The 12,368-nt window shown below is 65.7% G+C and carries 13 protein-coding genes; 9 read left to right on the forward strand and 4 right to left on the reverse strand.

The window, feature by feature from the left end; translation table 11 throughout:
- The first annotated feature begins 84 nt into the window (after positions 1-84).
- The 6 genes from AC3WS4_RS15750 (at position 85) to phoB (ending at position 6,222) form a co-directional block, all read left to right on the forward strand.
- The gene (locus AC3WS4_RS15750; protein ID WP_492739296.1) at positions 85-1,134 is read left to right on the forward strand and encodes a substrate-binding domain-containing protein; all 1,050 of its coding nucleotides are present in this window, start codon (positions 85-87) and stop codon (positions 1,132-1,134) included.
- A gap of 238 nt (positions 1,135-1,372) precedes the next feature.
- Positions 1,373-2,749 carry a phosphate ABC transporter permease subunit PstC gene (pstC, locus tag AC3WS4_RS15755; protein WP_492739295.1) on the forward strand — a complete coding sequence of 459 codons (1,377 nt, stop codon included), beginning with the start codon at positions 1,373-1,375 and terminating at the stop codon, positions 2,747-2,749.
- Complete coding sequence (gene pstA / locus AC3WS4_RS15760) at positions 2,742-3,998, forward strand: phosphate ABC transporter permease PstA (RefSeq protein ID WP_492739293.1); 1,257 nt, start codon at positions 2,742-2,744, stop codon at positions 3,996-3,998. The genes pstC and pstA overlap by 8 nt, the downstream gene beginning before the upstream one ends.
- A gap of 2 nt (positions 3,999-4,000) precedes the next feature.
- A complete protein-coding gene (pstB, locus tag AC3WS4_RS15765) occupies positions 4,001-4,783 on the forward strand; it encodes a phosphate ABC transporter ATP-binding protein PstB (protein ID WP_187142330.1) in 783 nt (260 codons plus the stop codon).
- A gap of 24 nt (positions 4,784-4,807) precedes the next feature.
- Complete coding sequence (gene phoU, locus AC3WS4_RS15770) at positions 4,808-5,527, forward strand: phosphate signaling complex protein PhoU (protein ID WP_056350733.1); 720 nt, start codon at positions 4,808-4,810, stop codon at positions 5,525-5,527.
- Positions 5,527-6,222: a phosphate regulon transcriptional regulator PhoB gene (phoB, locus tag AC3WS4_RS15775; RefSeq protein WP_056350731.1), complete on the forward strand. Its 696-nt coding sequence runs from the start codon at positions 5,527-5,529 to the stop codon at positions 6,220-6,222. The genes phoU and phoB overlap by 1 nt, the downstream gene beginning before the upstream one ends.
- A gap of 105 nt (positions 6,223-6,327) precedes the next feature.
- Here phoB and AC3WS4_RS15780 read toward each other — a convergent pair whose 3' ends face one another.
- Positions 6,328-7,548: an OprO/OprP family phosphate-selective porin gene (locus AC3WS4_RS15780; RefSeq protein ID WP_492739288.1), complete on the reverse strand. Its 1,221-nt coding sequence runs from the start codon at positions 7,546-7,548 to the stop codon at positions 6,328-6,330.
- A 199-nt stretch (positions 7,549-7,747) separates the two neighbouring features.
- On the opposite strand from AC3WS4_RS15780, the gene AC3WS4_RS15785 reads away from it, so the two are divergent.
- The 3 genes from AC3WS4_RS15785 to AC3WS4_RS15795 all read left to right on the forward strand — a co-directional run bounded on the left by AC3WS4_RS15785 (position 7,748) and on the right by AC3WS4_RS15795 (position 10,516).
- On the forward strand, positions 7,748-8,650 hold the full coding sequence (locus tag AC3WS4_RS15785) for an SDR family NAD(P)-dependent oxidoreductase (protein ID WP_056350726.1): 903 nt from the start codon (positions 7,748-7,750) through the stop codon (positions 8,648-8,650).
- 58 nt (positions 8,651-8,708) lie between these two features.
- Entirely contained in the window at positions 8,709-9,365 is a 657-nt protein-coding gene (locus AC3WS4_RS15790) for a DUF4328 domain-containing protein (protein WP_492739285.1), read from the forward strand.
- A gap of 77 nt (positions 9,366-9,442) precedes the next feature.
- Positions 9,443-10,516 carry a hypothetical protein gene (locus AC3WS4_RS15795; protein ID WP_492739283.1) on the forward strand — a complete coding sequence of 358 codons (1,074 nt, stop codon included), beginning with the start codon at positions 9,443-9,445 and terminating at the stop codon, positions 10,514-10,516.
- On the opposite strand, the gene AC3WS4_RS15800 is transcribed toward AC3WS4_RS15795, so the two are convergent.
- From AC3WS4_RS15800 to AC3WS4_RS15810, 3 genes are all read right to left on the reverse strand, one after another.
- Positions 10,494-10,838, reverse strand: a complete 345-nt coding sequence (locus AC3WS4_RS15800; protein ID WP_431591810.1) for a DUF2794 domain-containing protein — start codon at positions 10,836-10,838, stop codon at positions 10,494-10,496. The two genes, AC3WS4_RS15795 and AC3WS4_RS15800, sit on opposite strands and share 23 nt — an antisense overlap.
- Entirely contained in the window at positions 10,838-11,542 is a 705-nt protein-coding gene (gene cysE / locus AC3WS4_RS15805; RefSeq protein WP_492739281.1) for a serine O-acetyltransferase, read from the reverse strand. Before cysE ends, AC3WS4_RS15800 begins: the two co-directional genes overlap by 1 nt.
- A gap of 83 nt (positions 11,543-11,625) precedes the next feature.
- Positions 11,626-12,261 carry a hypothetical protein gene (locus tag AC3WS4_RS15810; protein ID WP_492739279.1) on the reverse strand — a complete coding sequence of 212 codons (636 nt, stop codon included), beginning with the start codon at positions 12,259-12,261 and terminating at the stop codon, positions 11,626-11,628.
- Between the last annotated feature and the right edge of the window lie 107 nt (positions 12,262-12,368).

Here is a 12,368-nt window from a genome sequence, read left to right on the forward strand (position 1 = left end):
CACAAAACCCCCATTGGCCACTCAGCGAGTCGCCGCGGGGGTGGTGGCTCGGTCCGTTAGCGACCCCCGACAGGACATTCTCAAATGCTGCAGAAATTCGCCCTTATCGCCGGCGCCGCGACGTGCGCTCTGGCGCTTTCCGCGTGCCAGGACCAGGCCTCCTCGGGCGGCGCGGCGCGCGATTATATCAGCGCGGTCGGTTCCTCGACCGTCTATCCCTTTGCCACCACCGTCGGCGAGAAATTCGCCGAGGCGACCGGCAACAAGACCCCGAAGATCGACAGCACCGGCACCGGTGGCGGCTTCGAGCGTTTCTGTTCGGGCGTCGGCGGCGACACCCCCGACATCGCCAACGCCTCGCGCCGGATCAAGAAAAAGGAATTCGACGCCTGCGCCAAGAATGGCGTGACCGACATCGTCGAAATCCAGATCGGCATCGACGGCATCGCGCTGGGCGAAGCCGCACGCGGCCCCGGCTTCAAGCTGTCCGAAGAGGATGTCTATAAGGCGCTCGCCGCCAACCCCTATGGCAAGCCGAACACCGCGAAGACGTGGAAGGACGTCAACCCCGCCCTTCCCGCGGTCGCGATCTCGGTCTTTGGCCCGCCGTCGACCAGCGGTACCTATGACGCGTTCAAGGAGCTGATCCTCGGCAAGGGCTGCGACGCCAATCCCGCGATGAAGGCGCTGAAGGACAGCGACAAGGACAAGCACGAAGCGACCTGCACCGCGCTGCGCGGCGCCCCCTTCTATGTCGAACAGGGCGAGAATGATAACCTCATCATCTCGAAGCTCGACAAGAACCCGACCAGCCTCGGCATCTTCGGCTTCAGCTATCTCGACGCCAACAAGGACAAGATCAAGGCGGTGCCGGTGCAGGGCGTGTCGCCCACCTACACCACGATCGCCGACGGCAGCTATCCCGGCTGGCGCCCGCTGTACATCTACGTCAAGCAGAAGCATGTCGGCGTGATCCCCGGCCTCGCCGAATATGTCGCCGAATTCCTCAAAGGTTCGGGCGAAGGCGGCTACCTCGCCGCCAAGGGCCTGATCGTGTCGCCCAAGGACATCGCCGCGACCGCCGCGGCGAATGCCAAGGGGATGACGGCGCTGAACGGCGCCGAACTGAAGTAGGTTCCTCCCGCGGGCGGCCGGGGATGGGTCCTCATGCCCGGAACGGCCGCCGCTTTTTGGGAAGGCTCACCCACCTTCCGTTTGTGTCGAGCGAAGTCGAGACACGTCTGCGCCATGCGTGTCTCGACTTCGCTCGACACGAACGGATAGGGTGGTTCCGGATTTATCCGGTTGAGTCACGAAATTGCCACGCCCGCCCGCTTTGGGTCGCGGCGGGCCGCATGATAACGAGGACCAAGTGACCTTCAACGCCGCCGCCCTTTTGCTTTTGATCGCCGGCCTCGCGCTGATCGGCTGGCTGGCCGGCCGCGCGCGCTCGTCGATGCTCGCGGGCCGCGCGGGCGCCAAGCTTCATTCGCGGCCGCAATATCATGGCTGGTATGTCGCGCTGTGGCTGTTCGCCCCCGCCGCGCTGTTCCTTGCCGTGTGGAGCGCGGTGTCGCCCGGGCTGGTGACCAACACGGTGCTGGCGAGCGAGGCGGCGAAAGAGCTGCCCGCCTTCGGCTTCGAACGCGGTGCGATATTGTCCGACGCGCGCAACGTCGCGACGGGCAGGCAGGCGGCGGTGCGCATCCCCGCCGCGGCGCCGCTGGTCAAACCCTATGCCGATGCGAGCCACACCTATGCATGGATCGGCATCGCCGCGATGCTGGCGCTCGCGCTCGCGGGCGGGCTTTACGCCTTCACGCGGATCAAACCCGATTTCCGCGCCCGGACGCGGGTCGAAAAGATCGTCATGCTGCTGTTGCTGGTGGCGTCGCTCGTCGCGATCCTGACCACCTTCGGCATCGTGCTGTCGCTCTTGTTCGAATCGATCCGCTTCTTCCGCCTCGTCTCGCCGGCCGAACTGCTGTTCGGGACCAATTGGGCGCCGACCAGCGGCGCGCCGGTGAAAGACACCTTCGGCGGCATCCCGCTGTTCTGGGGCACGGTGCTGATCGGCGCGATCATCGCGATGATCGTCGCGATCCCGATCGGCATGATGAGCGCGGTGTATCTGACCCAATATGCCAACCCGCGCGTGCGCCGCTGGGTCAAGCCGTGCCTCGAGATCCTCGCGGGCGTGCCGACCGTCGTCTACGGCTATTTCGCCGCGCTGACCGTCGCGCCGGCGCTGCGCGAATTCGCGGTGATGATCGGCATCCCCAACGCCTCGACCGAAAGCGCGCTGGCGGCGGGCATCGTGATGGGGGTGATGATCATCCCCTTCGTCTCCTCGATGGCCGACGACAGCATCAACGCGGTGCCGCAGGCGATGCGCGACGGATCGCTCGCGCTCGGCGCGACCCCGAACGAGACGATCCGCCAGGTGCTCATCCCCGCCGCGCTGCCCGGCGTGATGGGCGGGATCCTGCTCGCGGTCAGCCGCGCGATCGGCGAGACGATGATCGTGGTGATGGCGGCGGGCCTGTCCGCCAACATGACCGCCAATCCCTTTGCCAGCGTCACCACGGTGACCGCGCAGATCGTCAAGCTGCTCACCGGCGACCAGGAATTCGACAGCGCCAAGACGCTCGCCGCCTTCGCGCTCGGCCTCGTGCTGTTCGTCGTGACCCTGCTGCTCAACATCGTCGCCCTGCGCATCGTCAAAAAGTATCGCGAAGCTTATGAGTGATAGAACCTCCCCCACCGACTGGAAGGGCGGCGCGATGCAGGGCCGCATCGCCCGGCGCTATGCCGCCGAGCGCCGGTTCCGCCTGCTCGGGCTGGGCGCGGTGCTGCTATCGGGCCTGTTCCTCGCCTTCCTGCTGTTCACGATGGTCGGCAACGGCCTGCGCGGCTTCACCTACACCAATGTCGAAGTGCCGGTCGATTTCAAGGCGATGCCGCTGACCGTCGACGCATCGCGGCTGGGCGATGCCGACGCCGACCAGGTGATCGCGGGCGCCGGCCTCGCCGACATCGTCGCCTTTGCCGCCGACGAAGCGCTGGGCGACGGCGGGTCGGCGATGATCAGCGAAAATGCGTGGAAGGAAGTCCGCACCGCGATCAAGGCCGATCCCGTCCTGCTGAAGGGCGCGACGGTGTTCCACCTGCCGACGTCGAGCACGGTCGACATCGCCGCCAAGGAGGGCGCCAAGGGCGAACTCGGCGCGAAGGTCGATGCGCTGGAACGCGACGGCAAGCTGTCGACGGGCATCCACTGGCCCTTCTTCAGGAACGCCGACGCCACCGACCCCGCGGTCGCGGGCATCTGGGGCGCATTGAAGGGGTCGGTGCTGACGATCCTGATCGCCTTCCTCATCGCCTTCCCGACCGGCGTGCTCGCCGCGCTCTATCTCGAGGAATATGCGCCGAAGAACCGCTGGACCGACCTGATCGAGGTGTCGATCAACAACCTCGCGGCGGTGCCCTCGATCATCTTCGGCCTGCTCGCGCTCGCGGTGTTCATCAACTGGTTCGGCATTTGCCAGGCGAGCGCGCTCGTCGGTGGGCTGACGCTGGCGCTGATGACGATGCCGGTGATCGTCATCGCCAGCCGCAACGCGATCAAGTCGGTGCCGCCCTCGATCCGCGACGCCGCGCTCGGGGTCGGTGCCAGCCCGGTGCAGGTGGTGTTCCACCATGTCCTGCCGCTCGCGCTGCCCGGCATCCTCACCGGCACGATCATCGGCATGGCGCGCGCGCTGGGCGAGACCGCGCCGCTGCTGCTGATCGGCATGCGCGCCTTCATCGGCGACGTGCCGAGCGGCGTGTGCTCGCCCGCAACTGTGCTGCCGATGCAGATCTTCCTCTGGTCGGACGAGGTCGACCGCGGCTTCGTCGAAAAAACCTCCGCCGCGATCATCGTGCTGCTCATCGTTTTGCTGTCGATGAACGCCCTCGCGATCTATCTTCGCAACAAATTCGAAAAACGCTGGTGATCATGACCCAAGAAGACCTCACGATTCTCGATCCCAAGATGAAGGCGCAAGGCGTCAACGTCTTCTATGGGGAGAAACAGGCGATCAACGACGTGTCGATCGATGTCGGTACCGACCTGGTCACCGCCTTCATCGGCCCGTCGGGCTGCGGCAAGTCGACCTTCCTGCGCTCGCTGAACCGCATGAACGACACCGTCGCCAGCGCCAAGGTGACCGGCCGCATCGAACTCGACGGCGAGGACATCTATGCGCCGTCGATGGACGTCGTGCAGCTGCGCGCGCGCGTCGGCATGGTGTTCCAGAAACCCAACCCCTTCCCCAAGTCGATCTATGACAATGTCGGCTATGGCCCGCGCATCCACGGCCTCGCGCCGAACAAGGCCGATCTCGACGTCGTCGTCGAACGCGCGCTGGTGCGCGCCGGCCTGTGGGACGAGGTCAAGGACCGGCTCGGCGAAAGCGGCACCGCGCTGTCGGGCGGCCAGCAGCAGCGCCTGTGCATCGCGCGCGCGATCGCGGTCGATCCCGAAGTCATCCTGATGGACGAGCCCTGCTCGGCGCTCGACCCGATCGCGACCGCCAAGATCGAGGAGCTGATCCACGAATTGCGCGGGCGTTTCGCGATCGTGATCGTCACCCACAACATGCAGCAGGCGGCCCGCGTGTCGCAGCGCACCGCTTTCTTCCACCTCGGGACGCTGGTCGAATATGGCAAGACCACCGACATCTTCACCAACCCGAAGCAGGAACGCACCAAGGACTATATCACCGGCCGCTACGGCTAAGCCCCGGCCCTGAAGGACTGAACGATGGCGATTGTGAATGATCATACGGTCAAGGCGTTCGACGAGGATCTCAACCGCCTCCGCGGTCTGATCAGCGAGATGGGCGGCCGCGCCGAACAGGCGCTGCTCCAGGCGATGACCGCGCTCAACATGGGCGACCTCGAACTCGCGGCACAGGTCGTGCGCGACGACAAGAAGATCGACGCGCTCGAAAGCGAAGTCGAACAGCTCGCGGTCCAGACCATCGCCCTTCGGGCCCCGATGGCCGACGATCTGCGCGAGATGATCGCGGCGCTGAAGATCGTGTCGGTCGTCGAGCGCATCGGCGATTATGCCAAGAATATCGCCAAGCGCGTCGCGCTGATGGACCAGACGCGGTCGATCGAGGCGATCCCGCTGCTGATCTCGATGTCGAACATCGTCGCCGAGCTGATCCACGACGCGCTCGACAGCTTCGCGGCGCGCGACGCCGAACTCGCGGTGCGGGTGACCGTCCGCGACAAGAATGTCGACGATTTCTACAACAGCATCTTCCGCACCCTCGTGACCTTCATGATGGAAAATCCGAAATATATCTCGGAAAGCGCGCACCTGCTGTTCGTCGCCAAGAACCTCGAACGCATGGGCGATCATGCGACCAACATCGCGGAGATGGTCTATTATGTCGTGACCGGCGGCCAGATGGACGAACGCGAACGCGGCGAGCAGCCCGAGGACGGCGCCGCGGAACAGGAGCAAGGCTGATGCCGCAGCCCGACCTGCTTCTCATCGAAGATGACGAAGCGATCGCCGAACTCATCGTGTGGCATTTCGCTCGCGAGGGCTTTTCGGTGCGCCAGACCCCCGACGGCGAACAGGCGCTGATCCTCGTCGAGGAACGCGTCCCCGACATCGTCCTGCTCGACTGGATGATCGAAAGCCTGCCCGGGATCGAGGTCTGCCGCCGCCTGCGCCGCAACCCGAAATCGGCGAATGTGCCGATCATCATGCTCACCGCGCGCGGCGAGGAAGAGGATCGCATTCGCGGGCTGGAGACCGGCGCCGACGATTATGTCACCAAGCCGTTCAGCCCGCGCGAGCTGGTCGCGCGCGTCCAGGCGGTGCTCCGCCGCCTGCGCCCCGCGCTCGCCGGCGAAATGCTCACCTATGCCGACATCGAACTCGACTCGGTCGCGCACAAGGTGGTGCGCGGCGGGCAGATCGTGAACATGGGGCCGACCGAATTCCGCCTGCTGCGCCATTTCATGGAGCATCCGGGCCGCGTCTTTTCGCGCGGGCAATTGCTCGACAGCGTCTGGGGACAGGACAGCGACATCGAGCTGCGGACGGTCGACGTGCATATCCGCCGTCTGCGCAAGGCGATCAACCTGCCGGGCACTGCGGACATCATCCGCACCGTGCGTTCGGCGGGTTATGCGCTGGATGCCGGCAAGGGTTGATCCCTTTCATCGTCATTGCGAGCGACGCGAAGCAATCCAGAGCCTGCGTAAACCGCTCTGGATTGCTTCGCTGCGCTCGCAATGACGGCGTATTTGTTTGTAACCTCAGTAAGTGAACTGCACCCGCGCACCCACGACGTCGACGCCGTAATCGCGGTCGCCCGCCACCGCGATCGCCGCGTCGCGATAGTTCAGCCGCGCATATTGCGCCATCAGCCGCATCCAGCTGGTCGGCGACCAGATGATCGACGCCATATAGCCCTTTTGCGTGCCGCCGGTGATCCCGGCATCGTTGAGGTCGAGATAATCGTAGCGCGCATTGACCTGCACCGCGCCGATGCCCCCGTCGCCGAGCGGCTTTTTCGGCTTGATCGCGCCGAACTGCCCGCCCTTCAGCGGCCGGCTGTCGCCTTTCGTCAGAAAGAAGCCGACCTCGGCATAGGCGCCGAAGAAGGTCGGGTCGCTCGCCCCGTCGCGGCTCGCATGCTGCCAATAGGCTTCGCTGGCGAAATGGAACGGGCCGTTCACCGCCGCCGCCTCGACGCCATAGGTCTGCTCGCGTTCGGCGAGCAGGCCGGGCGTCGCGATATAGCGCGTCTCGGTCGAATGGACGAGCGGACGCTGGCGATAGCGCACCGGCACCAGCTCGGAATCCTGGCGATGCTTCCAGTGATAGGCGGCGCCCAAATGGACATTGGTCTTGCCGAACTTCGGCATCCACACCGCACGGATATGCGCCGCCTGGCTGTTGTCGTCGACATCGTCGAGCTGGATCAGCGGATCGGTACTGACCCCGCCGTTGATCTGGAAATCGCCCTTGGCATAGCCCGCCGACAGGCCGGTGCGTCGCGAAAAGTTGAACGCCGTGACCAGCGCCGCGCGTTCGGTAAAGCTGGTGTTGAGGTCGCTCGTCATATCGTCGAGCGGGGTGAAGAATTTCTGCTGCCCCGCGGTCACATTGATGCCGTCGCCGTTCCACGCGACATAGGCGTCGACGAATTCGATCGGGTCGGCGGTGAACTCGCCCTCGACCCGCGCCGAAAAGCCGCCGGGCATCTTGATATCGACGCCAAGCTGGGCGCGGCGGATTTCTTCCGAATTTCCTGTACCCGCCAGCCCCGCCGGGCCGCTGACATTGGCGAAGTCATATTGCAGGCGCCAGCGCGGCTTGAATTCCCATTCCGACTTTTTCGCGGGCGCCTTGGCGGGCTCGGGGTCGCTCGCGGCAGGCGCCGGACTCGGTGGTCCCTGGACCGGTTCGGCAGCGAGGGCGGGCGCGCCAAGAGGCAAAAGGAAGCCCGCGGTGGCGAGCAGGAAGTGGCGCATGGGGATTTGCTCCGTTGCGAAAGGGTGACAAACTCGTGGCGCTGTTATGACGGCTCTATGACAGTTGCACGTCATTTGCGTGACATTTTCGTTGCAACGGACGCTTTTCCGATCACCCCTTGCCTGAAAGCGGCGAACGGCTAAGGACGGGCCAGTTTTTTCGGGCAACCTATCGGGATCGCCCCTTCGGGAGACCATCATGACGATCAAATTTGACGGACGCGTTGCCATTGTCACCGGCGCCGGCGGCGGGCTCGGCCGCGCCTATGCGCTCGAACTGGCGCGCCGCGGGGCGAAGGTCGTCGTCAACGACCTCGGCGGCGCGCGCGACGGCACCGGCCATTCGGACGCCGCGCTGCAGGTGGTCGAGGAAATCAAGGCGCTCGGCGGCACCGCGATGTCGAACGGCGGCAGCGTCACCGAATATGACCAGATGGTCGAAATGGTCGCCAAGGCCAAGGAAGCCTGGGGCGGCGTCCATATCGTCATCAACAACGCCGGCATCCTGCGCGACAAGAGCTTCGCCAAGATGGAACCCGCCGATTTCGACCTGGTGCTGAAGGTGCATGTCAGCGGCAGCGCCAACGTCACCAAGGCGGTATGGGACACGATGCGCGAGCAGGCTTATGGCCGCCTGCTGATGACCGCCTCGTCGACCGGCCTTTACGGCAACTTCGGCCAGGCCAATTATGGCGCGGCGAAGCTCGGCCTCGCCGGGCTGACCAAGACGCTCCACCTTGAAGGCGCGAAGTACAACATCCGCTGCAACACGATCGCCCCGGTCGCCGGCACGCGCATGACCGAGGACATCTTCCCCGCCGAATTGTTCGAAAAGTTCACGCCGGAGAATGTCGTCCCCGCCGCGCTCTATCTGGTCAGCGAGGACGCCCCGACGAACATGATCATCGGCGCCGGCGCCGGCGCCTTCCACGCCGCCTATGTCACCATGACCCCCGGCATCGCGCTGCCCGAGGGTGAACGCACCCCCGAGGGCGTCGCCGCGGCGTGGGATAAGATCATCGACCGCAACGGCGAAACCGTGCCCCAGTCCGGCAGCGAACAGTCGATGGCGGTGATGCGGGCATTGCAAGCGCTGGGCTGACCCTGATAGGCGTTCTTCGCATCGGCGCCCCATCGGGGCCGCCGATCGCGAGGGGCCTATGACGGACATGACCTTGGGCGACGGCATCGCCCTCCTCCAGCGCCGCGGCAGGCTCCTGCGGAACCTGCTCGCCTTCGGCTGGATCGTCCTCGCCCTGGCGTGCGTCGGCCAGATCGCCGAACTGAACGGGCGGGTCTCGCTCGACGAGGATGCGCCCGTGGTCGGGCTCAACGCATTGTATCTCGGCGTGTCGGTCAGCGACGGGCTGCTGGCCTTCACCACCTTCGTCGTCTTCTGCATGTGGACCTATCGCGCGGCCGCCAACGTCAAGGCGGCGCGAGCCCCGGGCTTCGGCTTCACCCCGGCCTGGTCGGTGGGCTGGCATTTCGTCCCGATCGCCAATTTCTTCAAACCCTATCAGGCGATGCGCCAGATCTGGGCCCTCAGCCACGGCGGCGACACCGAGGGCGTCCGCGCCGGTCAGACGCTGCTAATCCTCTGGTGGGGCCTGTGGTCCTTTTCAATCGCCGTCGGAACACTCCTCGGCATGGCCGCCGCAGACGCCGTCACCCCCGACGAAAAGCGCGAGGCGATCATCCTCGCCATCGTCAATTCGGTGATCAATCTGATCCTCTATCCGCTCGCGCTGCGCCTCGTCGCCCGCGTCACCGCAGCACAGCGCGAGCGCCTGACGGCGGCGCATATCTTCACCTGATTTATCGTATTGCACCACTAACACAGTTGTGCCATACACGCCGTGGGGCAAGGGGATCGGACAGAAGGACGACCCCAATGTATAGCGAAAGCGACCTGCAAGCAGCGGTCGACGCAAAGGTGATGACGCCGGAGGCCGCTGCGGCTTTCCGCGCCCATATCGCGTCGGTGCGCGCCGCTCCCGGAGCGGATGAGGAATCATTCCGCCTCATCACCGGTTTCAACGACATCTTCGTCAGCATCGCGGCGGTGATCCTGCTCGTCGCGGTGGGCTGGATCGGCCAGTCGATCCACCCGGCGCTCGCCGGCATCGGGGTCGCCGCGACCGCCTGGGGTCTCGCCGAATATTTCACCCGCCAGCGCCGCATGGCGCTTCCCAGCATCGTCCTCGTCCTCGCTTTCGCGGCGGGCGTGTTCGGCTCGATGGTCGGCTTCCTCGTCGAGCATGGCGAGGCGATTTTCGGCAACCATCCTGCTGAAGCGACCATGGCGGTCGTCGCCGCAGGCATGGCGCTGATCACCGCGACGGCGACCTGGTTCCACTGGAAACGCTTCATGGTCCCGATCACCGTCGCGGCCGGCAGCGCCGCGCTCGCCGGCACTGCGGTGGCGCTGGTGCTCGCCGCCGTCGGCGGCGACGAACCGCCGATCAACCTGTTCATGTCGCTGGTGCTGGTCGCCGGGCTCGGCATCTTCGCGCTCGCCATGTGGTGGGACCGCAGCGACCGGGTGCGCCAGACGCGGCGCAGCGACGTCGCCTTCTGGCTCCACCTGCTCGCCGCGCCGATGATCGCCCACCCGATCTTCCACCTGCTCGGCGTCACCCAGGGGCATGACATCAGCAGCGGCGCCGCCGTGATGGTGATCGGCATCTATATCGCCTTCGGCCTGATCGCGCTGGCGATCGACCGCCGCGCGCTGCTCGTCTCCGCCCTCGCCTATGTGCTGTTCGCGCTGACCCAGCTGTTCCAGACCTTCGGCGCGGTCGAGCTCAATGTCGCGCTCACCGCCTTCGTCATCGGATCGGCGCTGCTGCTGCTCTCGGCCTTCTGGCAGAATGCGCGGAGCGTGGTGGTCGGGTTCCTGCCCACGGGCCTCGCCGACCAGTTGCCCGCGACGGTGCGGCCGGTCAGTCCGGTACCAGCTTCATAAGCTTGCGCTCGACGGGGGCGAGCACATTGGCAAGCTCGTCCCCGCGTTTCAAAATCGCCCCGGCTTCGGAGACCAAGGCCCACATGCCTTGCCGGCTCCGCAAGGCGGGGCGTTTTTCTATGCGATATTCGGGCCGTTCGGACGCGCGACGGAAACAAGAGAAGACCGCGACGTCGCGCTGGAAATCCATCGCATAGTCGCGCCATTTCCCGGCGGCGACCATGCGCCCGTAAAGATCGAGGATACGCGTCAATTCCCGGCGATCAAACGCCGTCTGCTGCGGCAAGGAGCTGGTGTAGGGCCAGGGGGTGACGATCCCCATCAGGCGCGGCTGCGTCCCTTGCGCGGTGCGGGGTCGGTGGCGGCGTCACGTTCGGCGATCAGCGTGGCGAGCTGTTTCTGCAGCTGTTCAAGCTGGCACTGGAGCAGCTCGACCTTTTGCGTCGCGGGATCGAAGGTCTCGTTGCAGGTGCCATAGGGCACGAATTCGCGGGCATATTCGGTGGCGTCGACGAGGGTCGAGCGCGCCGGGATGCCGACCATCACGGCGCCTTCGGGCACATCCTTCGCCACCACCGCATTGGCGCCGATCCGCGCCCGCGCGTTCACCATGACCGGACCCAAGATCTGCGCGCCCGAACCGACGATGACGTCGTTCGCGAGCGTCGGGTGGCGCTTGCCGCCGATGCCGTTGGCGGGATCGGTGCCGCCGAGCGTCACGCCCTGATAGATCGAGACATTGTCGCCGATCTCCGCCGTCTCGCCGATCACGACGCCGAAACCATGGTCGATGAACAGATGCCGTCCGATCTTGGCGCCGGGATGAATGTCGATGGCGGTCAGGAAGCGCGCAAAATGATTGACGAAGCGCGCGAGGAAAAACAGGTCGGCCTCGAACAGCCAGTGCGCGATACGGTGCATGCCGACCGCGAGCAGTCCCGGATAGAGCAGGATTTCCCAACGCGAGCGCGGCGCGGGGTCACGCGCCTTGATCGAATCGAGATAGGCGACCAGCCCGTTGAACATCAATCGTCCCCTGCGACCCTATTATGTACCGCACAAGATAGATGTTTGCCGGCGCCATTTCCAGCCCCGGCGCATTTTATTCGTCAGCGGCCGATCAGCCCGACGCGAAACAGCAACAGTCCCTCGCTCCGCCAGCGCCGTTCGCCGTCCGCGGCGGCGATGGAAGCGGCCCAGCGGTCGAGCATCAGCAGGGCGCGCCGGCCCACGAAGGCGGCGCCCGTTGGAACGGGTGCCGCGCGCGCCGCGGCGAAGAGATAATGCGCATCCTCTTCCTCCGACTGCACCACCGCCCCCCACAGCAAGCCCCAGCGCGTACCGGTGCCACCGCCCGACAAGGTGAACAGCGCCGTGCCGAACGCCATCGCCGCCGCGCCGCGCGATGCTTCATCCTCGGCAAGCAACATCGCCTCGGCCGCGTCGGCGAGCGTATCGAGCCCGCCCTGCCCCGCCCAGGTCGCCTGCAGTTCGGCGAGCAAAGGTTCGCCCTTCGGCAGCGCCGCCGGATCGGCGGCGAGCAAGACCATCATGTCGCGCCACCAGGCGAGCTTGATCTGGCCGATCAGCGGCTCGCGCGTTTCGATCAGCAAATTGGTGAGCCGTTCGGCCAATCCCCACAGCGCCGTCATCGCCGCACGCCGGTCGCGCGGCACCGCGACCATCACGCGCGGATCGCGGATGTCGGGGTAGAGCAGAAATTCGGGAGCAGCGGCGTCGGTCATGCGACGCGCGCTACCACCACCGCATCGTCATTGCGAGCGAAGCGAAGCAATCCAGGGCGGTTTACGCCTGCTCTGGATTGCTTCGTTCCCCCGGATCAAGTCCGGGG

The sequence above is a fragment of the Sphingopyxis sp. EU05-FHT14B03 genome (assembly GCF_058790875.1).